General features: G+C 35.5%; 24 protein-coding genes. 11 read left to right on the top strand and 13 right to left on the bottom strand.

The features are described 5' to 3' along the window. Positions 1-187 precede the first annotated feature (187 nt). The 4 genes from RHP76_RS05330 to RHP76_RS05345 all read left to right on the top strand — a co-directional run bounded on the left by RHP76_RS05330 (position 188) and on the right by RHP76_RS05345 (position 5,877). Complete coding sequence (locus RHP76_RS05330; protein WP_311229655.1) at positions 188-3,016, top strand: sensor histidine kinase; 2,829 nt, start codon at positions 188-190, stop codon at positions 3,014-3,016. Then, positions 3,006-3,737 carry a LytR/AlgR family response regulator transcription factor gene (locus RHP76_RS05335; protein ID WP_311229656.1) on the top strand — a complete coding sequence of 244 codons (732 nt, stop codon included), beginning with the start codon at positions 3,006-3,008 and terminating at the stop codon, positions 3,735-3,737. Before RHP76_RS05330 ends, RHP76_RS05335 begins: the two co-directional genes overlap by 11 nt. 109 nt (positions 3,738-3,846) lie before the next feature. After that, positions 3,847-4,044, top strand: coding sequence for a hypothetical protein (locus RHP76_RS05340; protein WP_131797524.1), 198 nt, complete (start codon positions 3,847-3,849; stop codon positions 4,042-4,044). A 117-nt stretch (positions 4,045-4,161) separates the two neighbouring features. Beyond that, the gene (locus RHP76_RS05345) at positions 4,162-5,877 is read left to right on the top strand and encodes a hypothetical protein (RefSeq protein ID WP_311229657.1); all 1,716 of its coding nucleotides are present in this window, start codon (positions 4,162-4,164) and stop codon (positions 5,875-5,877) included. Between the two features lie 96 nt (positions 5,878-5,973). Here the strand turns inward: RHP76_RS05345 and RHP76_RS05350 are convergent, their stop codons facing one another. Beyond that, a complete protein-coding gene (locus tag RHP76_RS05350; protein WP_280210680.1) occupies positions 5,974-6,513 on the bottom strand; it encodes a DUF2867 domain-containing protein in 540 nt (179 codons plus the stop codon). 224 nt (positions 6,514-6,737) lie between these two features. Here RHP76_RS05350 and RHP76_RS05355 point away from each other — a divergent pair, with 224 nt between their 5' ends. Continuing rightward, positions 6,738-7,886, top strand: a complete 1,149-nt coding sequence (locus RHP76_RS05355) for a methionine aminotransferase (RefSeq protein ID WP_311229658.1) — start codon at positions 6,738-6,740, stop codon at positions 7,884-7,886. Between the two features lie 91 nt (positions 7,887-7,977). Here the strand turns inward: RHP76_RS05355 and cls are convergent, their stop codons facing one another. The 3 genes from cls to RHP76_RS05370 form a co-directional block, all read right to left on the bottom strand. Then, complete coding sequence (gene cls, locus RHP76_RS05360) at positions 7,978-9,444, bottom strand: cardiolipin synthase (protein ID WP_311229659.1); 1,467 nt, start codon at positions 9,442-9,444, stop codon at positions 7,978-7,980. Between the two features lie 80 nt (positions 9,445-9,524). After that, positions 9,525-10,289 (bottom strand): SDR family NAD(P)-dependent oxidoreductase, encoded by a 765-nt coding sequence (locus tag RHP76_RS05365; RefSeq protein WP_123279977.1) that lies wholly within the window; start codon positions 10,287-10,289, stop codon positions 9,525-9,527. A gap of 89 nt (positions 10,290-10,378) precedes the next feature. Continuing rightward, positions 10,379-11,317: a helix-turn-helix domain-containing protein gene (locus RHP76_RS05370; RefSeq protein WP_311229660.1), complete on the bottom strand. Its 939-nt coding sequence runs from the start codon at positions 11,315-11,317 to the stop codon at positions 10,379-10,381. A gap of 277 nt (positions 11,318-11,594) precedes the next feature. Here RHP76_RS05370 and RHP76_RS05375 point away from each other — a divergent pair, with 277 nt between their 5' ends. From RHP76_RS05375 to RHP76_RS05385, 3 genes are read left to right on the top strand one after another with little or no spacing between them, the layout of a single operon-like run. Continuing rightward, a complete protein-coding gene (locus RHP76_RS05375) occupies positions 11,595-11,783 on the top strand; it encodes a hypothetical protein (protein ID WP_062675156.1) in 189 nt (62 codons plus the stop codon). A 29-nt stretch (positions 11,784-11,812) separates the two neighbouring features. After that, entirely contained in the window at positions 11,813-12,010 is a 198-nt protein-coding gene (locus tag RHP76_RS05380) for a hypothetical protein (RefSeq protein ID WP_062675157.1), read from the top strand. Positions 12,011-12,046: 36 nt separating this feature from the next. Continuing rightward, on the top strand, positions 12,047-12,205 hold the full coding sequence (locus RHP76_RS05385; RefSeq protein WP_311229661.1) for a hypothetical protein: 159 nt from the start codon (positions 12,047-12,049) through the stop codon (positions 12,203-12,205). A gap of 345 nt (positions 12,206-12,550) precedes the next feature. Here the strand turns inward: RHP76_RS05385 and RHP76_RS05390 are convergent, their stop codons facing one another. The 7 genes from RHP76_RS05390 to RHP76_RS05420 form a co-directional block, all read right to left on the bottom strand. Next, on the bottom strand, positions 12,551-13,630 hold the full coding sequence (locus tag RHP76_RS05390; protein ID WP_277694973.1) for a hypothetical protein: 1,080 nt from the start codon (positions 13,628-13,630) through the stop codon (positions 12,551-12,553). Positions 13,631-13,713: 83 nt separating this feature from the next. Then, positions 13,714-14,805 carry a redox-regulated ATPase YchF gene (gene ychF / locus RHP76_RS05395; RefSeq protein WP_062675159.1) on the bottom strand — a complete coding sequence of 364 codons (1,092 nt, stop codon included), beginning with the start codon at positions 14,803-14,805 and terminating at the stop codon, positions 13,714-13,716. A gap of 178 nt (positions 14,806-14,983) precedes the next feature. Further along, positions 14,984-15,535 carry a ferritin gene (locus RHP76_RS05400; protein ID WP_062675160.1) on the bottom strand — a complete coding sequence of 184 codons (552 nt, stop codon included), beginning with the start codon at positions 15,533-15,535 and terminating at the stop codon, positions 14,984-14,986. 243 nt (positions 15,536-15,778) lie between these two features. After that, on the bottom strand, positions 15,779-17,395 hold the full coding sequence (locus RHP76_RS05405) for a glycoside hydrolase family 10-like protein (protein ID WP_311229662.1): 1,617 nt from the start codon (positions 17,393-17,395) through the stop codon (positions 15,779-15,781). A 130-nt stretch (positions 17,396-17,525) separates the two neighbouring features. Then, positions 17,526-19,331, bottom strand: a complete 1,806-nt coding sequence (gene typA, locus RHP76_RS05410; protein WP_062675162.1) for a translational GTPase TypA — start codon at positions 19,329-19,331, stop codon at positions 17,526-17,528. Between the two features lie 136 nt (positions 19,332-19,467). Continuing rightward, the gene (locus tag RHP76_RS05415) at positions 19,468-19,674 is read right to left on the bottom strand and encodes a bacteriocin-like protein (protein WP_062675163.1); all 207 of its coding nucleotides are present in this window, start codon (positions 19,672-19,674) and stop codon (positions 19,468-19,470) included. Positions 19,675-19,780: 106 nt separating this feature from the next. Beyond that, positions 19,781-20,035, bottom strand: a complete 255-nt coding sequence (locus RHP76_RS05420) for a DUF1294 domain-containing protein (RefSeq protein ID WP_120231451.1) — start codon at positions 20,033-20,035, stop codon at positions 19,781-19,783. 202 nt (positions 20,036-20,237) lie between these two features. Between RHP76_RS05420 and RHP76_RS05425 the strand changes: the two genes are divergently transcribed. Next, a complete protein-coding gene (locus RHP76_RS05425) occupies positions 20,238-20,594 on the top strand; it encodes a hypothetical protein (protein ID WP_120231452.1) in 357 nt (118 codons plus the stop codon). Between the two features lie 89 nt (positions 20,595-20,683). On the opposite strand, the gene RHP76_RS05430 is transcribed toward RHP76_RS05425, so the two are convergent. Both RHP76_RS05430 and RHP76_RS05435 read right to left on the bottom strand, forming a co-directional pair. Continuing rightward, on the bottom strand, positions 20,684-21,361 hold the full coding sequence (locus tag RHP76_RS05430) for a YceI family protein (protein ID WP_062675166.1): 678 nt from the start codon (positions 21,359-21,361) through the stop codon (positions 20,684-20,686). Between the two features lie 112 nt (positions 21,362-21,473). Next, positions 21,474-21,671, bottom strand: a complete 198-nt coding sequence (locus RHP76_RS05435; RefSeq protein WP_311229663.1) for a hypothetical protein — start codon at positions 21,669-21,671, stop codon at positions 21,474-21,476. A 312-nt stretch (positions 21,672-21,983) separates the two neighbouring features. Here RHP76_RS05435 and RHP76_RS05440 point away from each other — a divergent pair, with 312 nt between their 5' ends. Together RHP76_RS05440 and RHP76_RS05445 are read left to right on the top strand one after the other, a co-directional pair. After that, positions 21,984-24,107: a Tex family protein gene (locus RHP76_RS05440; RefSeq protein WP_311229664.1), complete on the top strand. Its 2,124-nt coding sequence runs from the start codon at positions 21,984-21,986 to the stop codon at positions 24,105-24,107. Positions 24,108-24,153: 46 nt separating this feature from the next. After that, positions 24,154-24,789, top strand: a complete 636-nt coding sequence (locus RHP76_RS05445; protein ID WP_311229665.1) for an HAD family hydrolase — start codon at positions 24,154-24,156, stop codon at positions 24,787-24,789. Positions 24,790-24,851: the final 62 nt, after the last annotated feature.

Below are 24,851 nucleotides of genomic sequence, written 5' to 3' on the forward strand. Positions count from 1 at the left end.
TTGTCCAAAATTATCCGAATTTTTTTCCTCTTGTTTTTTTTCAATATTCTACTACAACCATTGTATTATTCTTAATCAAATTATATATTTACGAAATTATCATTATCATGTGAAAAATTTATTTACTTTCCTCACATTATCTGTAATTTTATTCTTTCCCTCATTATTTCCTTCACAGATCCCCGGGATGGTGAACTATAGCGATGAGGAAGGATTAAATTGTTCTTATACGTATCATCTGAGACAAGATAAAAATGGTTTCATCTGGATAGGCAGCGATAATGGTTTATTCAGATTTGACGGAAAAGAATTTAAACAATACGGTAAGAAAGAAGGATTAAAGAATATTGATATTATCTCCTGTGAACCTTTGCCCAACGGAGAGGTATTCATTCTTCCATTTCTGAATGATTTTGCTTATTTAAAAAACGGCCGCGTTATCAATCTGAATATTAATGAGTACGTAAAAAATCAATTTTCAAGCTCAATTCCGAAAGTTACCCGTGATGGAAACCGGCTTTATCTTTATGGCAATTTAAATCCTCAGAATATTTTCATCTATGAAAATGGAAAAGTTAAAAAGATCCCTATCCCATTAGAGTACGGGAAAAGATATTTTGCAACGCTCAGGTTTGAACCACACACCTACAATCTCTATTTGCATGATCCTCATCAGGAAGATATACTTGTCTACAACATCATTACCGGAAAAAAGCAGCATTTGAAAGCAGGAACCGGAAGTATGATCTGTGAAAAAGATGATCTTTTTGTCTTCTTAAATAAAAATACAATTGAAGTGTATCAGCTCTCTGCTCCTTCAGGTATAAAAAAGATCAGTTCTTATGATTGCAGCCCACAAGAGAATGTTTTCTACGGACTTATTGATAAAAACAATAAACTGTGGCTGAATATAAGTAATGGAGGGGTTTTATATTTCAACCAATCACTTACTGAAAAGAAGAGAAACCTTGGTACTCCCATCAAAATACTGGAACGCTATGTGATCAATAATGTTCTGGTAGACAAGGATGATAACGTATGGTTCAATTCAAGGAATAATGGTGTATTTTTCATCTCAAAATCCCTTTTTACCAATCATATCAATTTGCCTGTAAAAAGTAATTCTGAGTATATAAAAGCCATTGCAAAAGATAACGGAAATATTATTCTCGGCTACAATCAATCTGCCGGAGCTCTTATCAGCAAAGACAATAAGATAAAAAATATCATCCTTGATAAAGGTGATAAAGATGAAAACATCTCTGTTTATTTAAAAGGGAATATTTCCATTTTCGGTTTATCAGGTAAAGTGATTGTTCATGATATAGCCAATAATACTTCTAACAAAATATACTGTTCCTTAAAAAACATTGTCCCTTACACCCAGGATTCCTTATTTTTCTGTACATCTGGAGGTTTATTGACCTACAGTTTAAAAAGTAAAAAAACAACTACCCTTTTTCCGGAACGGGTATACACCGTTTTCCCTTACGACAAAGAGAATCTGTTTACCGGCAGCTTCAGCGATCTGTACAAATACAATATCAGAACCCGAAAAAAGACTTTATTCTTGAAAGGATATTATTTTACGGACATTAAAAAATTAGATGATCACACCTATTTGGGAGCTACTAACCTCAACGGGATTATTCTTTTTAATACTCAAGGAATTATAAGAAAAATCGGGAAAAATGATGGATTAATCAATGACCAGGTTAAAAAAATAGAAGTAGAAAATAACAATACGTTCTGGGCAAGCACCAATTCCGGGATATCCAGAGTTGAGCTGACAGCAAAAAATCAACATATCAGTAACTTCACCCAGACAGACGGGCTTCCCTCTGATGCAGTGGCCGGCTGTGCAATAAAAAATGATACCATCTTCATTGGAACTTCTAAAGGACTTGGAATATTTTCCATCAAAAAACTACTGACACAGGAAAAATTCATTCATAAAAAGGTCGTCATTAATTCGGTGTCTATTGAAAATAATGAGCATTACGACCTGCAGAAAAGCCTGACTGCTTATCCCCACAATACTGTTATTTTCAATCTCAGCTTTCTTGATTATCCCTCATTGGGAAAAATAAGCTATAAATATAAGCTGGAAGGCCTTAATAACTCGTGGCAGATCAATAATTCTTCTAAAGTCATCTTCAACTCTATTCCCCCAGGTAAATATACCTTCCGGGTTTATGGTTTGGGATATAACGGAAAACAATCCTACGCTTCTTCCGATCTCACTTTTCATATAAAACCTCTATTCTGGCAGACATGGTGGTTCAGGCTGATATTGGCCATCGTCATCATCGGAACTCTCTTGATGATCATCTCTTCTTATCTGCACAAAAAAAAGAATAAGAAAATGGAAAAAATGGAGTATGAAAAGAAGATTGCCGAACTTGAACTCCAGGCTATTAAGGCTCAGATCAACCCTCATTTTATTTATAACTGTCTCAATTCCATCCAATTTTTATTGTATAAAAAAGATTACCTCGAAACAGAAAACTATCTGGATATTTTTGCCAAGATGATCCGAAAAACGCTTTATTATTCAGAAAAAACCTTCATGCCTATAAAAGATGAAGTAGAATATCTCACATTGTATCTTGATATGGAAAAGCTTCGTGTAAAAGATCTTTTTGATTATAAAATTATTATTTCTGAACAGGTAGATCAAAACTGGACGATTCCTTCTTTACTGATCCAGCCTTTTGTGGAAAATGCAATAAAACATGGCATTTCAGGCTTAAAGGACAGAAAAGGAGAAATTCTTATCAGCTTTGATTATACGAATGTTTCTTTATGCATCACCATTGAAGATAATGGTATAGGAATTTCCAATCAGGAATCTTTGAAAAAAGACAACTCCTTTGGGGTAAAACTTTCTCATAAAAGAATTGAGACTTTCAAACAGCTTTTTGATACCAATATATTTTTAGAAATCAATGCGTTTCCGGAAAACAACAGACAGGGGACACAAATTAAACTTTATATACAACCTTATGAGAAATAAAATACAGGCATGCATTGTTGATGATGAACAAGATGGTAGAGATTATATTGCATTACTTATGGGAAATGAATTTCCTGAAATCAACATAGAATTCCAGGCTTCCTCCGTTGAAGAGGCTTATATTTATCTTATCAAAAACTCTCCTGACATTCTGTTTCTGGACATTCAGTTGGGTGACGGAACCACTTTCGATTTACTGTCAAACTTTAATGAAGTCCATTCTCAGATTATTTTCATCACAGCACACGAAAATTTTGCTATTCAGGCGATTAAAAATGGGGCTACAGATTACCTTTTAAAGCCTATAAAAAAAATTGATTTTATTATTGCTGTCAATAAAGCCCTGGACAATATCAAAAAAATACAGACTCCTAATCATCCTCTTCTTAAAGATAACAAAATCGTTCTTTCTACTCTTCAGGGATTTAAGTTGGTAGAAATATCCAATATCATACGCTGTGAAGCAGATTCAAGCTATACTCTTTTTTATCTTGCTGATAAATCAAAAATAATGGTATCCAGAACGCTTCATGAGTTTGAACCCATTCTGATGGAACACTATTTTTTCAGAATACATCATAAGCATCTTATTAATATTAACCATCTTCAGGAATATATTAAAGGCAGAGGCGGACAGGTAGTAATGAGCGATGGATCCGTTCTGGATGTCTCCTACCGCAAGAAGAATGACTTCCTTTCCACCATAGGAAAACCCGAATAAAAATATTTTCTTTCGCACTTACTTATTCAACCTCCGCACTTATTAGTTGGAGCTGTTTTTTGTTAAGGATCTTCTCTACTTTCGTCATGTTAAACAAAAAAAAATTATCATGAAAATCACTAGAAAAGTACTCAAGAGAAATCAAATGGGATCCATTGCCGGAGGAACAGCGTTTATTACCCCAAGTAACCCTGGAACAATCCCTCAACCCCAGCCTCCTATTGCGCCTAATCCGCAACCTATCGGAGGTCTTCCCTTTATTTATACCATGCCATGGAATGGATTACCATGGATTGAGCCTAAATAATAATGATTTTAAAAATACATTCCAGTCTACCGATTGGAATGTGGTTTTTAAAAGAAAAAGTTTCGGAACAGTCTTAATTCCGGACCAGAAAATAATATAAAAACTAAAAATTAAAACATGAAAAAGATAATATTCTACATAGCTTTGGTTTCTCTTTTATCCGTATCCTGTTCTGATGTGATAGAACAATATGAAACTGAAGCATCCAATTCCCAACTCATGAACAGGGATCTCACTTCAGAGGATGAAACAAAATATGCTGAAGAGGGAGAACCCACCGTATTAGGAGAACAACTTCCTATTCCATACACAATTGAAAACATGATGGCTGCTTACAAATCATTGCTGGCCGAGCCAAAAGCAGAAGGCAACAGATCATTGACTGCTGTAAATATTCGCTCTACACACAAATACATTAAATTCAATCCGGCAACGGAAGATGAACTGGAAGCACTACAACAATCCGATCTTATTCTTTATGATTATCCACTTGATAAAGAAGTATTGGTGGTCGGTAAATTCTATCATAATCCTGATGTTCCGGCCGATCAGCCTACACCGCAATATGCAACTGTGAGGAATGAAACAGCCTTACCTGCCGGTATTAGCTATGAAATTCTTCAGGAGGCGTACCTTCCTGAAGAGGATATTGAACTCTTAGGCACTGGTAATATGAATTATAAATTCGTCTATAGTCTGGTCAATAGAGCAGAAAACATATCCGGTTTCACTCCTTGGGAACCTAGCGACTATAAGCCCTGGGATAATATAGGAGAACCCGGGCAATGGTATCCCAATCCAAACCCGAATCCCGGAGGAGGCGGAGGTGGTGCCCCAATATATGGTACCATTCGAATCTTTGATACAAGGTTAAATACACTGATCCCTTTTGAAGGCGCCAAAGTTACCGCTAAAAGGGGTTTGAGAACAAGAGAAGGAATCACCAATGCAAATGGCCAGTACGGACTGGACGGTACACCTTTCCCAAACAACAAAAAAGTAGACTTCAAGCTGCATATGGATAGAAAGCATTTTGTAATTAAAGATAACCAGATTAGCCCTTCCAATGTGATCCGGAATAATATCAAAAGTAATCATTGGAGCCATGACATCATGCCTGGCTATGAAAATATGCAGGGCCATATGTTTAGAGCAGCCTACCGTTATTTTTATAAAGATATTGGAGGCTTACAAAGACCTGTCAGACCTAGTGGAAACCGTTCACATATTATAGCGAAGAATACAGCTAAAGATTGGCAGGGAATCAATTACGTGGTTTTTCCTTACCTGAAGATAGCAAGATTCCGACCTGGGTCAACGACAGAATATCAGTCTGATGATTATTTTTCAACGACTGTACATGAACTTGCCCATACTTCGCATGTTATCAAAATGAACACCGGGGCAGTTCAGTATTCACAGGTTAATTCGATGCTGCAAGAAAGCTGGCCATGCGCTGTAGAATGGTTTGTAACAGGAATAGAATATAGAGAAAGAGGTATTGCAAATTACGGAACTCCAAATTATAATCCCTCTAATCCACCTGTATTCCCTAATCGTTTCGGATATCAGTTCTGGAGTTTGAATACAAGTTCTGACTACACAAGCTTATTTATTAACTTAGTGGATAACTTCAACGAATTGGGACAGTCATTTAGCTCTCAGCCTATGGGAACAGTCAATGATCAGGTTACCGGCTATACTTTAGCCAATATTGAAACTAATCTTCTAAAATATTGTTATGGATTAAGCAGTTTAAGCACTCAGCTTAAAGCGAACAGACCCGCAGGAGTAAGCAATGCACAGATTGATTTATTATTGAGCTTTTATTAAGTTTATTCCATTAAAAATAACGACCATCCTTACAACAGGATGGTCGTTTTATATAACTAATTTATTTCAGTCCTACTTCATGTAAGGATTCAAACATTACCTTTTATTTTCCAGCTGCCCAATCATATTTTTCAGCATCGCTGGTACAATCATTTTATGGAAAGGCCGAACGGGTAAAAAATACAGCACTCCCAGCCAGTTATGAAATTTTACAGTAGTGGATATGGTAAGGGAGTTTTTATTGATCTCTTTTTTATTCTTGTCTATGAAAAGAGAAACTCTGAAATCCAGATGCTTGTCATCTTCTCCCAGAACAATTTCGTTGTTGGTTTTATCAAACACCTTAAAAAGCCCTACACGCTCTCCTACTTCACATTGAAAATCCTTCTCTGTTGGTTGCTTTTCTGCTTCATTTCCGGTTTTTAATCCGAATAATCCCACTATTTTATTTCTGAAAGCAAACATTTTCTTTCCCCATTTTGGTCCGCTTGTAAAGAAAGCTTTTCCTATTTCCGAGATATCGATGTTTCCTCCGTCATTGGCAAGTTCTCCCTGAAAACTATCCATATAATCAAAATCTTTTTTCCCTTGAGATAAAATAGACTTTTCAGGAAACTCTGTCTTATTAATCCTCATTGTCATTGTTTTTATGGTTGTTGGTCTAACAAATGTAAGTATCTTTTTATTGATTTAAAAGGGAAATTTAAACAAATGTTTAGATTTGTTGTATATTCCGAAACTGACATTTAATTGTAAAATTTTTCATTATTCTTTTTAAATATGCTATTTTCTAATTTTTATTACTATAAGTTCAATCTGTTTTAATTATTTCATTAAATTCGGTCAACAAAACTGTTTTTATGATACAACTTCCTTTATCAAAACTTTCCAATGTAGGAACTACTATTTTCAGCCAGATGACTCAGCTTGCCAATGAGAATGAAGCCATCAATCTGTCTCAAGGCTTTCCTGATTTTATGCCAGATTCAGAATTATTAAATCATGTAGATTATTTTATTAAAAAAGGCTTCAACCAATATGCTCCTCTTGGCGGAATGATTGGCTTAAAGGAAGAAATTGCACGAAAAATTGAAAACAGCCATAAGGCAGTTTACCATCCGGAATCTGAAATAACAGTTACTGCAGGCGGCACACAGGCCATTTTCACGGCTATTGCATCATTTATCAAAAAGGATGACGAAGTGATTATTTTTGAACCGGCGTATGATTGTTATGAACCTACGGTAGAACTTTTCGGAGGTATTGTAAAACGATTTGAAATGAAAGCTCCGGATTATGAAATCAACTGGGCGGAAGTAAAGAATCTTGTCAGTGAAAAAACCAGGATGATCATTCTTAATAATCCTAACAATCCTTCAGGAAAAATCCTGAAAGAAAATGACTTACAAGAACTTATTAATCTGGTAAAAGGCACTTCCATTCTTATTTTGAGTGATGAAGTGTATGAAAATATTGTTTTTGATGGAAAACAGCACTTAAGCATCTGTAAGTATCCGGAATTGAAAGAAAGAAGCCTTCTTGTAGCCTCTTTTGGGAAACTTTTCCATGTTACCGGATGGAAAGTGGGCTATTGTGCAGCACCCAAAAGTTTAACAGAAGAATTCAGAAAAGTGCATCAATTCAATGTTTTTTGTGTAAACACTCCTATTCAGCTGGCTTTGGCAGAATACATGAAGAATGACGAACATTATACTTATCTGAATCAGTTTTTCCAGGAAAAAAGAGACTTTCTGAGAAAAGGTCTTGCAGGTACATCATTCGAACTTCTGGATTGTGAAGGAACTTATTTTCAGGCGTTGAAATATGATAAGATTTCTGATAAAAATGATTTTGATTTTGCTTCAGAACTTACCATCAATTATAAGGTGGCCAGCATTCCCTTCTCTTCTTTCTATAAAAACAAGCTGAATGAGAATGTAATCAGGTTATGCTTTGCCAAGAAGCAGGAAACTCTGGAAAAAGCTCTTGAGAATTTATCAAAGATTTAATACTTCCTGATTAAAACAAAGAGGCAAAGAGATTATGCATACAACTCCGGAAATGTTTCCGGAGTTTTTATTTTCTATTCACAGATGAATTTTAAATTAACGGAGAAAGCAGTCTTGCCAGGTGTTCAAAAAAAACTTTAAATTTTGACCTTTTTTTCCAGGCATCAAGGAAGATTTCTTCACAATCATTCATATCCTCAATAAAAAGATTTTTAAGCTTAAGGTTAATTTCAGCATCAAAGATTAATGTATTCACCTCAAAATTAAGTTCCTGACTTCTGACATCCATATTCGCTGTTCCTACAGACGAAAAATGGTCATCAACAATCATTGTTTTGGCATGAATAAACCCTTTCTTGTAAAAGAACACCCTCACTTTGTTCTCCAGAAGTTCTTCGTAATAGGAATAGGCAGCGGCATTCACCACTACCGAATCTCCTGATTTTGGCACCATAAGCCTTACATCAATTCCCGAAAGACCAGCCTGCTTTATAGCATTCAATACCGTTTCAACAGGAATAAAATAAGGTGTTACAATATATACTCTTTTCTTCGCAGAAAGAATTGCCGAACTGGTGCTCAACATAATAGAAGGCCTGGTATCAGGTCCACTTGCAGCAACCTGAACGAGGGAACTTCCTGCTTCTGTTTTTTTATAACCGAAATAAGACGTTGAGATTTCAGGAAGTTTTTCAGTGGCAAAAACCCAGTTGCTGAAAAATAAAAATTGAAAATAAAAAGCAGCTTCTCCTTTAATATAAAGGTGAACGTCTCTCCAGTACTGTTTTGGATTAGGATTGATGTATTTATCCGAAACATTAATGCCACCTGTAAAAACCTCAGTACCATCTACAATAATAATCTTTCTGTGATCTCTGTAATTCACTCTGTTGGCAAGAAGCCTGAAAGTAATTTTGTTAACAGGAGATACTTCTACCCCAGCTTTCTGTAATCCTTTTAAAAACTTCCGGCCTAATTTCCCACTTCCCAGATCATCATAAAGAAAACGTATTTTAACACCTTGCTTTGCTTTCTTCATCAATAGATCAGCAAGCCTGTTCCCTACTTCATCATTATCATAAATATAATATTCCAGATGGATATGATGGGTTGCCTTTTCAAGTACTTCGAAAACTTTTTCAAATTTAGCCTCACCATTGATCAGAACTTCAGTATGATTTCCATGAGAAATGGGTGCATTTCCGGCATTATAAAGAAAATTAACTGTGAGTAGAAAATTCTGCAATTCTTCCTGATGACCATTCAGTGTTTTATGATGGGTTTCTTCAATATATTGCTGTACTTTCTGATATATCTGCTCATTACGTTCTATTTTGAAGGTGTAAAATTTATTCTTCCTGAAGTTGACCCCAAAAACAAAATAAATAATGATACCCACCACCGGAAGAAAAATAATAAGCAGAAGATAAGCCAGTGTTTTGCTTGTATTTCTGGTATCCATAATAATCTTACCCGCAAGGAAAGTAACCCCGAGAAGATAAAGGGCCTCCAGTCCCAGCAGAAGGTATGGGTACTGATCAAGAAATTCTTTAATCATATAAACTGATCTCTAGATTAAAGATAATAAAAAAGGCCAAAAAGGAAATTAAAAATTTCGCTTTTTGGCCTTTAAAAGTTCTATAGGAACATTCCTCCTGAAACTTCTATTCTTTGTCCATTGATCCACCTTGCATCTTCCGTACACAGGAATGCCACCACTCCACCAATATCATCCGGAAGACCTACTCTTCCCAGTGCCGTTGCACCTGCTACCATGGCATTGATCTCTTCATTGTCTCTTACTCTTCCGCCGCCAAAATCTGTTTCAATAGCTCCCGGCGCCACAACATTGGCTTTAATTTTTCTTGAACCGAGCTCTTTAGCCATGTATTTCGTAAGCATTTCTACTCCAGCTTTTATAGATCCATAAACAGAGGATCCAGGTGTTGCAAATCTCGCCAACCCTGAAGAGACATTAATAATACCTCCTCCATCGTTGATAAATGGCAATAATTTTTGAGTCAGGAAAAACACTCCTTTAAAATGAATATCTACCACATCGTCCAATTGTTCTTCCGTTACTTCCGTAATCGGGGAATATAAGGCTGTTCCTGCATTATTGATCAGGTAATCAATATGAGTACTTCCTGTATTTTGCTGCAAATGATCTGTTACGTTTTTTACAAAAGCATCAAAGCTTTTAATATCTTTTGTATCAAGCTGAAATGCTGTAGCATTTCTTCCCATTGACTTGATTTCAGAGACAACAGCATCAGCTTCTTCTTTGTTGCTTCTGTAGGTAATAATAACATCTAATCCTTTTTGAGCAATTTTAAGTGCTGAATTTTTCCCTAATCCACGGCTTCCTCCGGTTACCAGTGCAATATTTGTTTTTGTGTTCATTGTATTTTGATTATTTTGATGGTACAAAGTTGGGATATTTTCAGACTGTAGTATTTGCTTGAATCAATCTGAAATTTGCAAAATTCAAATCAGGAACGAAATTCCAATGGAGTAAACGTTGTTTTCCTTTTAAAAAAATTGGAAAAATGGGCAATCTCTTCAAATCCCAGGGCGTAAGATATTTCTGAAACATTCCATTTTGTCTGTTTTAAAAGTATTTTAGCTTCCTGAATAATCCGGTCCGAAATAAATTCTGTGGTTGTCTTTCCGGTGCTTTCCTTTAATCTTTTGTTTAAGTAATTGACATGAACAGCCAATCGGTCTGCATAATCTTTTGCCGTTTTCAATTGTAGTCTCTGTTCCCATGATTCAATAGGGAACTGTCTTTCCAACAGCTCTATAAACAAGGAAACCACTCGCATGGATGCATCATTTGAAGCCGAAATTTTGGATGCAGGCTGTAATTTCTGCCCATAATGAATCAGCTCCAGAACATAGTTTCTGATCAGATCATATTTAAAGACATAATCTGAATCTATTTCTTTTTTTATCTTTTTAAAGAGGCTTTCAATCTCTTCTGCAAGCTCACCGTCAATTTCAAAAACAGGAACTCCGCCTGGCTGAAAAATAGGAAGATCTTCCAGATTGTAATAAGACTTATCCTTAATAAAGAAATCTTCCGTAAAAACACAGAAACTTCCGGACTGATCCGGGGCTTCAGGAACCCAGTGATAGGGAACTTTAGGTGTAGCAAACAATAGAGCGTTTTGCTTTATTGAAATTACTTTGTCTGCGTATTCTGCTCTATTTCTTCCTTTTATAAAGCTTATTTTATAGTACTTTCTTCTATTATAAGGCATTTCAGAAGTAGTCTTGGCTCTTTCTATCGTTTGGGAAATATCAAAAACATTAAAGTGACCAATGTCTTTATGAAGTCCTTTTGGAAAAATACTTTCAAGATCCTTGCCCAGTTTGGCAGCCATCTCCTTGTAAAAATCTTCCAGTGAGGTATGTGCAATTTTTTCCATCGCAGATGATTTGTAAAATTCAAATATACGAAGTTATCAATCAACCTTTTTTGAAATGATTACAGATTGCTCGTCCGATCTCAAGACTTTTTTAAATTTCAAAAAAACACACCATATGGATTTATTGAAAATTTCAATGAAATCACTTATTCTATTGAAAATTTATCACAATATTACAGATACAACATTATATTTTTTTCATTTTTTTCTATACACAGTGATATAACTCATTTATTTTTATTATTTTCGTTCAACTAACCCATTAAAAATCAAATCAATGAGAAATCAAATCAGTCAAATCGGAAAAAAATTAAACAAAAAAGAATTAAGAACCATTAAAGGTGGTCTTATCAACTGTATGGAACCGGTTCTTTGTCCTACCCCTTGCGAGCCTTCTTCTGATCCATATGGATGCACAATCATTTCTCCAAAATGTGCACAAAAAGAGTGCAGACCTCAATTATAAATAAAACATCATTTAATAAAAAAAAAATTATGAAAAAGGTAGAATTAAGCAAAGGTAAAAAGCTTGAAAAAAAACAATTAAAAACTATTTTAGGAGGTATGTTAGATTGTATGGAACCAAGACCATGTACAGAATTTCCTTGTGAAACTTATCCCCCTGACGATGTCAGAAACTGCACTAAAATTTCTGTGGGATGCGCCCAAAAAATCTGCAGACCACAACCATAAAGATAGAATTCTTCACTAAACCAAAAATTAAACATCATGAAAAATCAAGATTTAAATCACGAAAAAAAATTGAATAAAAAACAATTAAGAGTAATTACTGGTGGAAAAGAAATGTGCTTGCTTCCAGACCTTACTTGTAAGAAATATTCTTTTGCCTGTGCAGAAATTCAATGCCAGCCTGGTATTGAATTGTAAAAGCAAAAAAAAACTAAACCATAAAAAAAACTTAAACGAATGAGAAACCAACATTTAAATAATGGTAAAAAACTTAATAAAAAAGAGTTGAAAACCATTAAAGGAGGCGTAATGATATGTAGTATACAGAATGGAACAATATGTACACAAACTCATCCATCATGCTATGAGCCACAATGCCGTCCAGGAGTAACAGAAGTATGTATGCCAACATCAAATACTTGTATTAAAAAATCCTTTAGTTGTGTAGAACCACCATGTTGGCCAAACTTAGAGCCTCCAATATTATAATGATATTAAATGAATCGCTTCTTTAAAAAGAAGCGATTTTTAATTTGTATTCATTTAGCTCACAGTACCACCTAGATCTTTTAGCATCCATTTTCCCTTTATATACTCTGCAGCATAATCATTAATAAATCCACTTCCTGAAACATAGATATAGAATATATTCGGATCTTTATCATTGATTTGAATTTTGGAAATGTTCCTGTCTGTTACATCCGTAATCCTCAGATAAGGAGTTTGCTTATTTTTATCTTCCGAAACAAATAGTACTCTTGCCTCAGGGTTAATGTGATGAAAATAGTCACAATCAGTTTCATAAATCTGAAATGTATAATGTAGTTTTTTCATATTAATCATTCCATTATTGGGCTGTAAAAGCTCATAAAGCTGAGTAAATTTGTTCTTCTCAGATTTAAATAAAGGATTCATATCCTCAAAGTCATTAATGCCATCTCCATCTGTATCCTTATCCATCTGATTAAGTCCAAAACTTTTCTCAAAGATATCATTATAACCATCATGATCAGAATCCTTCGTTACATCTTTCAGGTTCATTTTAAAAAGTTTCCCGTCTTCCATTGCAGAATAATCATCATATCCGGGAAGCCCTCCTACCTTTACAATTTTCACAAGACTTCCTTCAAACTGAAGAAACCCATCTTTGATAATAGGCAATTCCTGAATTTCGTTGATGTAATAATGGCTGAAACTCAATCCAAGAAAATATGCTTTAGGTTTTTCATTTTCAATAGTCAGAAGCCAGAAGCCAAGTCTGTTTCGTCCTAAACCATACAAAACATTCCCTACCTGCTGCGAAGAATAAAACGCAAACTGATCTGAAAATTTCTCTCTGAATACTTTAAACTGACTTTCCAGCCTTTTTTCCATTTTTTCATATACTTCAGATCCTGCATGGGTAAAAGATTCAACACTGTCTTGCCTAAAACTGCGGTATTTCTTAAGGCTAGTAATTTCTAAATAATCAACCTTTTTATTCAGTATCTGCTTCACAGTATAAGGCTTCTGTTCCTTATAAACTTCAAACACCTGATCTCTTCTGTTGGTAAAACAGTTTTTCTCAACAGATTGAGAACATGAAAAAAATAAAATAAGAATTGTAAAATAACAGATTTTCATAGTTAAAGTTTGATGTATAAAAGCAAAAAACGCTCCCAAATTCATGGAAACGCTTTTTTTTATAACTAACTTTAATACTTTTCTTATACGTTGAATCTAAAGTGCATGATGTCGCCATCCTGTACGATATATTCTTTACCTTCTACAGAAAGCTTTCCAGCTTCTTTTACTTTTACTTCAGAACCATAGTTTACGTAATCGTTATACTTGATTACTTCTGCACGGATAAATCCTTTTTCAAAGTCTGTGTGGATTACTCCTGCAGCTTGTGGAGCAGTCCATCCCTGTCCGATAGTCCAGGCTCTTACTTCTTTTACCCCAGCTGTAAAATACGTCTGAAGTTTCAAAAGATCATACGCTTTTCTGATCAAACGGTTAACACCAGGTTCTGTAAGCCCTAGCTCATCAAGGAAAATTTCTCTTTCTTCGAAAGTTTCAAGCTCATTGATATCAGCTTCGATCTGAGCGGCTAATACTACTACTTCAGCACCTTCGCCTTTAGCCATTTCTTCAATCTTAGCAATCCACTCATTTCCGTTTTTGATAGAGTTTTCATCTACGTTACAAACGTAAAGAACCGGTTTATTTGTCAACAATTGAACTTCTCCGATGATTGATTTTGTAAAGTCATCAGTGGCAAATTCTCTTGCATTTTTACCATCTTCAAGGAATTTCTGTAAGTTCTGAAGAGTTTCGTAAGTAAGGATATCTTCTTTCTTCCCTGATTTGATGAATTTTTTAGCTTTCTCAACTGCTTTTCCTACGGTTTCAAGGTCTTTCAGCTGAAGCTCTATATCAATAATTTCTTTATCTCTTAATGGGTCTACTGAACCTTCTACGTGAACGATATTTCCGTTATCAAAACATCTTAAAACATGAATAATCGCTTCACACTCACGGATATTAGCTAAGAACTGGTTCCCCAATCCTTCTCCTTTGCTGGCTCCTTTTACAAGACCTGCAATATCAACAATCTCAACTACAGCGGGTAAAACTCTTTCAGGTTTTACGATTTTCTCCAGTTCAAACAATCTCTGATCCGGTACAGAAACCGTTCCAAGGTTCGGTTCAATCGTACAGAAAGGATAGTTTGCTGATTGAGCTTTTGCGTTGCTCAGACAGTTAAAAAGAGTTGATTTACCTACATTCGGTAAGCCTACGATTCCACATTTCATATTGTAAAATTCAAAGTTTAAGGTTTAGGAGCAACTCAAGGAATCTTCAACTTTAAACATTGAACTCAGAACCTTGAATTACGAGTGTGCAAAGATAGTGATTTTTGGCAGAGTTTCATAATAAAAAAATCTGCCAATATTCTGACAGATTTTCAAAAGGTTTGGATTCACCGGATGTTTATGGGTTGGCTCCCGTAGCATTCTGGGCCAGCGGAACATCATTTGGTGCTTCCTCTAAAGTTTTATCTAAAGTAAATAAAGATTCGTCAGTAGCTCTGTCACCTCCTGCGATTTTCAATTTATCTATTAAGTTTTGAGCCAATGTTTCCTCTTCAATCTGTTCCTGAACAAACCATTGCATAAAATTCCATGTAGCCCAGTCTTTTTCTTCCATAGAAAGATCTACGATTCTGTAAATAGCAGTGGTATTGTCAACTTCATGTTTAAATACACCATCAAAGCAGGCAGTAAGACTTTCAGGATCTGCCGGAGGAGCAGGAATAGCGTCTACCTTTGGTTTTCCTCCTCTGTTTAAAATATATTCCATGAATTTGATCGAGTGATTTCTTTCTTCCTGAGCATGGCGGTAAAGAAAGTTGGCAATTCCCTGATAACCTTTGTCATCAGCCCAAATTCCATAGGATAAAAAAACGTGTGATGCATGAATTTCCTTGTTCATCTGATCACTTAATGCCTTTTCCATGTTGGTGGAAAGTCTTTTAGTATTCATAATGTTATATTTTGGTGATTATAGAATGAATCATGCAAAAACAGTTCCGATAAGTTCATTATTTGCTATAAAATCCTATACCACGATTAAAAATAGTGCTGGTTTACAATCATTTAAGCTAATAATTTATAGTTATTCTAAAATAAAACCGGTTCTGCCTGAGAACCGGTTTTTTTAATTTATGATTGAGATTGCTTCACCTAAAGGTTCGCAATGACCAATTTATAATGGATTGTATTCCTACTATTTAATCCTTCTTGCTATATAATCACTTTCATTTCCTAATCTATCGATGGCTTTGATGGCCACTGCGTTCAGTTTTTTCCCATCTTTAGATTTAGGAATGTCTTTTGAAAGGGTATCAAGCGTTAAAATTTCTGTTTGCCATACTCCGTTATATTGAGTAAAAAGCACCCATAGAAAGACATCAGCAGCATTTTTTGTACTCCAGCTTGTCTGAGCAAAGCTTCCGTTATCAGCAATAAATAAGGTAGGCGTCTGCAATGGAACAGCTTTTATCCATGGAGATTTCGGAACTAGTGCTTTCTCATTGTATGGACCGTTTTTCAAAGCGGGAAGCATATTGGGATTTTTAGTAAGCCCTGCAATGCTCCAGTGAATTTCTCCTGCATCATTTTTAAGGATATTTCTGGAAATAGCAATCTGGTTTTTGATTTCTGTTGGACGGTCTGATACTTTAATCTCAACAGTATTCAATCCCGGCCATAAATGACGATTCATTGTATTTTCGGACTGCCACCAGCTTAACAGAGCTTCAAAGCTTTGTCCTTTAGAATCTATGGGCCAGTAAAGCTGTGGAGAGAAATAATCTACCCAGCCTTTATTTAACCATAATTTAGCATCTGCATAAAGCTCGTCATATTGAGAGGAACCTATAATTCCCATCGGATATCCGGGTTTCCAAATTCCGAACGGGCTGATCCCGAATCTTACATTATTTTTTTCTGCATGAATTTCTTTATAGATACGTTCTACAAATTTATTCACATTATCTCTTCTCCAATCTGCCCTGGATAAAGTCCCTCCGTTGCTTAAGTAAGCATTCCAACTGGCGTTATCTGGAAAATCTGCTCCTTTATTGTAAGTAGCATAAGGATAGAAATAATCATCGAAATGCACAGCATCAATATCATATCTTTTTACAATATCTTTTACCACATTGGACACATGGCCTTGTGTTTTCGGATTAGCCGGATCAAACCAATACATTCCATTCTTTAGTCTGACAACTATATCAGAGAGTTTGTTTGCCATTGACAGCTTATTCACAGCTCCTCCGTTGGTATGATGTGCTCGGTAAGGATTCAACCAGACATGAAGTTCCAATCCTCTTTTATGAGCTTCTTCGATCCAAAACTGAAGCGGATCATAATTGGGATATGGTGCAGTTCCTGTTTCTCCGGTCAGAAAGTAAGACCATGGTTCTATATTACTTGTATAAAGTGCATCTGCAGAAGGTCTGATCTGGAAAATAGCAGCGTTGAAATTATTATCTTTCAGCATATCAAGCATGCTGATTGCTTCTGCTTTCTGCTGTTCCACTGTAAGATCATTTCTTGAAGGCCAGTTGATATTGGCAACACTGGCAATCCATGCTCCGCGGAATTCTCTTTTGATTTCCGGAAGATTGGTTCTGAAATTTTCTTCCGTTGAAGCTGCTGTTCCTGTTGTTGGTTTTGTTGCTACCGGAATTACTTTTGGAGGATTTGTATTGTTGATTGGTTTTGTCGGATTCTTCGTGGAGGGTGTTTTTACAACATTGTTCTGAACGGAACATGAGGTAGTATACGATGCAAAAACGCCCAATAAAACGATAAGTTTTAATTTATTCATTCTCATAGTCACAAAACTACATTAAAATTTATTTTTTATTCTTAGAGATTATTATGCCAAAATAAGCATTTTAATGGGTAGGTATAGAAAAAAAGCCTCGAAAATCGAGGCTTTGATTTTATGTATAAGATTTTTACTATGCTTTCGCAGATCTTTCTACTCTTTTTCTTTCTTCTTCAGAAAGGATTTTCTTTCTCATTCTGATGAAGTTCGGAGTTACCTCAATCGCTTCATCACCCTGGATGTATTCCATACATTCTTCCAGAGAGAATAAGATTTTTGGAGCAACACCGGTATCTTTATCTTTTCCTGAAGCTCTCATGTTGTTCAGCTGTTTTGCTTCTACGATGTTTACTACCAGGTCTCCAGGTTTGTTTTGTTCACCAATGATCATCCCTGTGTAGATTTCCTCACCCGGATCAACGAAGAACTTACCTCTATCCTGAAGTTTAGCAATAGAATATTCTGTAGCAGGACCAGTTGTTTTGCTGATTAAAACACCATTGTTTCTTCCAGGAATAGCACCTTTGAAAGGCTTATATTCTGTGAAACGGTGTGCCATAATAGCTTCACCAGCCGTAGCTGTCAACATCTGAGAACGTAATCCGATCAAACCTCTTGAAGGAATTTCGAATTCCATGTGCTGCATTTCACCTTTAGTTTCCATAATGTGAAGGTCACCTTTTCTCTGAGTTGCCAGGTCAATAACTCTTGAAGCAAATTCTTCAGGAACGTCAACAACCAAAGATTCATAAGGCTCACATTTCTCACCATCAATTTCTCTGAAGATAACCTGTGGCTGACCAATTGTCATTTCGTAACCTTCTCTTCTCATTGTTTCGATCAAAACTGATAAGTGAAGAATACCTCTACCGAATACAAGGAATGTATTGGCATCATCAGTCTGCTGAACTCTTAAGGCAAGGTTTTTCTCTAATTCTTTTGTTAATCTTTCTTTCAGGTGATTAGAAGTAACATATTTACCATCTTTACCAAAGAAAGGTGAATTGTTGATAGAGAACGTCATATTCAGCGTAGGCTCATCAATTGCAGTTCTTTCCAATGGCTCAGGATTTTCAAGATCTACGAAAGAATCTCCGATCTGGAAAGCATCAAATCCTACTACAGCACAGATATCTCCAGCTTGTACTTCAGTTACTTTTTTCTTTCCTAATCCTTCGAAAACGTAAAGTTCTTTTACTTTTCCTTTTACAATTTTACCATCTGCCTGAGCAAGACCAATCCATTGAGATTCTTTGATCTCACCTCTTGTCACTTTCCCGATTGCAATTCTTCCTAAGAAAGAAGAGAAGTCAAGAGAAGTGATCTGCATCTGAAGATTACCTTCTGTTACTTTCGGTTCAGGAACATATTGTAAAATACCATCCAATAATGGTAAGATATCTTCAGTTTGCTCTAATGAAGTGTTGAACCATCCTTGTTTTGAAGATCCGTAGAATGTAGGGAAATCCAATTGCTCTTCTGTAGCATCAAGGTTGAAGAACAGGTCAAATACTTTATCATGAACTTCGTCAGGACGACAGTTTGGTTTATCTACTTTATTGATAACCACTAATGGTCTCAATCCTAATTCCAAAGCTTTCTGAAGTACGAATCTTGTTTGCGGCATTGGTCCTTCGAACGCATCCACCAACAAAATAACCCCATCAGCCATTTTCAATACTCTTTCTACTTCTCCACCAAAATCGGCGTGACCAGGAGTATCGATTACGTTAATTTTTGTGTCTTTATAAGTAACAGAAATATTCTTGGATAAGATCGTGATCCCTCTTTCTCTTTCAAGATCGTTGTTATCCATAATTAACTCCCCACTCTCCTGATTTTCTCTGAAAATGTTGGTAGCGTGAATGATCTTGTCAACCAAAGTCGTCTTTCCGTGGTCAACGTGTGCGATAATCGCAATATTTCTAATGTTTTGCATAAAAGATTTTTACGGGTGCAAAAGTAGTGATTTTTAATGAAAAAATATTTAGTTATACAAATATTTAATATTTTGTTTAAAATACTTATTTACAAGACAATAAAAAAGAGTGTCCGAAAAACACTCTTTAAATTATTTATACACAAGCTTGTATTTCGCATGGATCTATTACAGGCGGTTCACCGCATATGATGTCAAATTCTGCGCAATTACTGGAGAATCCGGTTGCCCATCCCCATCTTACGGCGCATGTGTCGGCATCTTTGCATCTTACCATTCCTTTAACGATTCCTCCCTGAACTGATTTCATTTCAGTTCTGGAAATTTTTCTAAGATTTCTCATGTTGTTTTGTTTATGTTATTAGCATGATAAAAATATAAAAAAAACACAATAATTAATATGTTATTCAAATATTTAACATTTCGGAGAACTATTTTAACATTCACACTCAGAGCCTTAGCAACCTGTAAAACATAACAAGATCAATTAAAACAACCAGTATAAATTTCATGAGAAAAGATTTCTTGGAAACTTTATGATTGAAGAAAATCATTCCCGCAGCGGCTCCTATAATTCCGCCAAGTAGAGAAATTCCTAAAAGGGTATTTTCGGAAATTCTCCATTGATGCTTTTTGGCTTGCCATTTATCAAAACCAAAGGCACCTAACGCGAGCACGTTTATTATCAACAGAAAAGGAATCATTCTTCATTTAATTTGCCGCAAAAATAGAGCTTAATTTATAAAAATATACTTACACCTTCACTATTTTTAAACCATTAAGGAAGATTTACAAAGTAAAGTATATTTAGTGTAGTTAAGGTAAATCATTCTAATTTTTAAGTGTACAATGAATATTATTCAATATGATCTTAATGTTTTAAATTTGCTCTCAAAAAGTAAATCAATGACAGTACACGATCTGGCGGGAAGCTACTCTATTGAAGGAAGCAATCAGGAGGAATCTTTCCTGCCAACTTATCATGGTATATTGACCTTATCTGTTGATGAAAATAATCGCATTATTGCTCAATGGATGATTGGCGACCATCAGCAAAACGGGACAGGATTTTATAAAGACCAAATTTTAGTGATTAATTTCAACTACGAAGGAGAAGATGACAAAACCTATAAAGGAGTTGCTGTGTACCGGTGCCTGAATAGAGACGTACTGGATGGATTCTGGTCTGAGAAGCACGGAAATCCTTTATATCTGGGAAGTGAATATTGTGTAAGAATCCAGAACTCCAAGATTGTAAATTAATTTCCTTTTCCATTTGAGCAAAAAAATTTTCAAATAAAAAGAGCTGTCTTCATAAAGACAGCTCTTGTAGTTATAAATGTTTAAATAACTTATTTTTTAGCTTTTACGTCAATTGCAATCTCGATGTCTTTGCTGATCATCCATTCTGCAGGATCTGCTTCAGAAGTACCAAATTTAAGTCCCCAATCGGCTCTGTTTACAGTGAATTTAGCCTGAATCGCTGCTGAATTTTCTGCCACCTCTACTTTCGCAGGGAACGTAACATTCATTGTTTTTCCTGATAAAGTAAGGTTTCCGCTTACCGTTTTATTAGCTCCTGCTACAGCATCTTTTGGTGCTTCTTTCAAATCTGTAACACTTGTAATTTTGAAATCTGAAGTAGGGTTTTTAGCCACATCAAAGAAATCAGGATTTTTTAAGTGCGCCTCAAGATCAGCCGGTTTTTTATCTTTTTCTGTTACTGAAGCCGGATCTACCTTGATAGAATTCATATCAATTACAAAGTTTCCTGCAGAAACCTGACCTGCATCAACACTGATATCTCCTGACTTCACTGTAAGTGTTCCCCAACGAGGTGCCATTCCTCCTTTGTGGAAAGCTTTCCAGTTTACTACAGAACCTACTGTATCTACTGCCAGTGTTTCTCCTTTGCTCTCTGCTACAGTTTGTTCCTGAGCCGTAGCTGCTGTTTCTGCTGTTTTTCCTTTATCACATGATGCCAAAAGCAATCCTACTCCTACTAATGCAATTACGCTAATTTTTTTCATATTGAACTGTTTTAAAAAAGTTTATTGAAATTTTGTTGTTTTCGGGTACAAAAATAGAAAAACCTGCTTTGCATCATCTTAACATATATCAAGAAATATAAATTTATTCAAATTATTTGCAATCATACACCCATTTACGATATACATCCCATCTGTATTGAGAATCGTAACTACTGGAGAATTCCGTATCTTTTTGAGTTCCATTTCTTGAGCATCCAGCAGAATTATCTTTCTGTGGGTTTCCCTTAACTACCCATCCTGTGTCAGAATAATCACTATAAGTACCGTCATTGCCGTTTTTTAAAATCACGGTCCGCTCATATTTCTGTACTGTGCAATTACACTTTTTAGGCTCCTCATATTCCGTGACTGTACAAGATATTATAAAAGAATAACAGATGAATAATGTAAATATTTTTTTCATGTTTATTATTGCGGTTATTAGATTTTAGCAAGCATAAATAAGTAAATATTTAAACATGATCACATCGCAAACAAAAAATTAAACATTAGTTATCAATCCATTAAAATATCTTTAATAAACCGGAGAAAAGAGATTAATACATTTCGATTTACATTTTCTCATTCCAAAACCCTATTTTAGCTTTCCGAAAACAGAACAATGACGACCGTAGAATTTATACAGAAACAGCTCAATATTTCTGAAAAGAGCATCAACAATACCTTACAACTATTATCTGAAGACTGTACCATTCCTTTTATTTCCCGTTACCGAAAAGATAAAACCGGAAACCTTGATGAAACACAAATCGAACAGATCTCAAAAATCAGTAAGCAATTTGATGAAATTGTTAAGAGAAAAGAATCTATTTTAAAATCAATAGAAGAACAGAATGGATTGACTCCTGAACTTCAACAGAGAATAGAAGAAAGCTTTGACATCCAGGAGCTAGAAGACCTTTATCTGCCTTATAAAAAGCGTAAGAAAACCAAAGCTGATACAGCCAAGGAAAAAGGCCTGGAACCTTTAGCTAAAATCATTATGAGCCAGAAAAGTAATGACATTCAGTTTCTGGCTTCAAAATACCTGAACAATGAAGTTGCTTCTGAAGAAGAAGCGCTTCAAGGCGCAAGAGATATCATGGCAGAATGGATTAACGAAAACATGTATGTCCGTAAAAACCTTCGCAGACTATTTCAGCGCAAAGCAGTAGTTACCTCCAAGGTTGTAAAAGCTAAAAAAGACGAAGAAGAAGCCCAGAAATTCTCCCAATATTTTGAATGGGAAGAAAGCCTTAGCAGAACTCCTTCTCACAGGCTTTTAGCCATGCTTAGAGCAGAAGCAGAAGGTTTTGTAAAAACAAATGTAGGAATAGACAAGGAAGAAGCCATTGATTTTATTGAAAAGGCCATTATCAAATCTAATAATGAAAGTTCTGAACAAATTGCACTGGCCATAAAAGATAGTTATAAAAGACTTCTGGAACCTGCTATTTCAAATGAAGCCTTACAGGAAGCTAAAGAAAAAGCAGACAAAAAAGCCATTGAAATTTTCTCTGATAACTTAAGCCAACTCCTTCTTGCTCCGCCTTTAGGAGAAAAGAGGATTCTGGCAATAGATCCCGGATACCGAAGCGGATGCAAAGTAGTATGCCTGGATGAAAAGGGTGATCTATTACACAACGAAACCCTTTACCCTCATGCTCCGCAAAATGAAAGCGGAATGGCTATGAAAAAGATCCGTTCTATGGTGAATGCGTATCATATCGAAGCGATTTCTATTGGTAATGGAACAGCAAGCCGCGAAACAGAATTCTTCATAAAAAAAATTGCTTTTGATAAACCTTTGCAGGTTTTTGTAGTTTCAGAAGCAGGAGCATCCGTTTATTCTGCAAGTAAAATTGCAAGAGATGAATTTCCATCATATGATGTAACAGTACGTGGAGCAGTTTCTATCGGAAGAAGGCTTTCTGATCCGTTGGCGGAATTGGTAAAAATTGATGCCAAATCCATCGGGGTTGGACAGTATCAGCATGATGTAGACCAGACCCAGTTGAAAAATGAGCTGGATTCTACCGTGATGAAATGTGTAAATTCCGTGGGAATTAATCTAAATACTGCCAGCAAATCACTATTAAGTTATGTTTCCGGAATCGGAGAAAAAATGGCAGAAAACATTGTGAATTACCGTACTGAAAACGGAGCTTTTGAAGATAGAAAACAGCTAAAGAAAGTTCCAAGACTTGGAGAAAAGGCTTTCCAGCAAGCCGCAGCTTTCGTGAGAATCACCAATGCCAAGAATCCACTGGATAACTCTGCAGTACATCCGGAAGCGTATGGAATTGTAGAGAAAATGGCAAAAGATTTGGGTATTAAAACCAATGAACTGATAGCCAATAAAGAAAAAATAGCCCTGATAAAACCCGAAAACTACATTACAGGTGAAGTTGGAATCTTAGGAATTAAGGATATTTTAAAAGAACTTGAAAAACCGGGACTAGATCCAAGAAAAGCAGCAAAAGTATTTGAATTCGACCCGAATGTCAAAAGCATTAAAGATTTAAAAGCAGGAATGATTCTTCCGGGAATTGTCAATAATATTACCGCTTTTGGATGTTTCGTGGATCTTGGAATCAAAGAAAGCGGACTGGTTCATATTTCCCAGCTGAAAGAAGGATTCGTATCAGATGTAAATGAGGTTGTAAAACTTCATCAACATGTTCGTGTAAAAGTAACAGAAGTAGATGAAGCAAGAAAAAGAGTCCAGCTGACTATGATTTTGTAATTTTTAAACGTTACCCTACTTAAATTTAAACCACAAATTAGTCATTTTGAAAACAAAGAATCTAATCTTCGATCTGGATGGAACATTATGGGATTCCAGAGCTACCATCATCAAAATATGGAATAAGATATTGATCAAACATGAGTTAATCCAAAGAGAACTGAAACCCGAAGACATGGATCAGTATATGGGACTGTTAGCCCATGATATTGTAAAAGATATTATTCCCGGCATTTCGGATCTGCAAGCTAAAGAAATTCTTTCTGAAATTGTAGCCGAAGAAAATAAAACACTTCACTTAGAAGGCGGGACTTTATACGATGGCGTAGAAGAAACTTTAAAGAATCTGGCCAACACTTATGCACTTTTCATAGTGAGCAACTGTCAGGATGGATATATTGAATCATTTTTAGATTATTATCAATTCAATGATCTGTTTGTTGATTTTGAGTCTCACGGACGAACCCAAAAAAATAAATCTGAAAACATACAGTTTCTTATGGAAAGAAATCAGTTATCTACCAAAGATTCCGTTTACATTGGTGATACTCAAACCGATTATGATTCAGCAACATTCAATGGACTATCATTTATTTTCTGCAAATATGGGTTTGGAAAACTGGCTGATCCATTATATGAACCGGCAATTCTTACCTTTTCACAACTGAAAGTTCATATTTAAATTATAACACAAAGGCTTCTTTTCATGGAAGCCTTTTTATTTTCAGATAAGCTGCTGTAAGA

Source organism: Chryseobacterium sp. SG20098, from assembly GCF_031844745.1.
In the GTDB taxonomy this organism is placed as follows: Bacteria; Bacteroidota; Bacteroidia; order Flavobacteriales; family Weeksellaceae; genus Chryseobacterium; species Chryseobacterium cucumeris.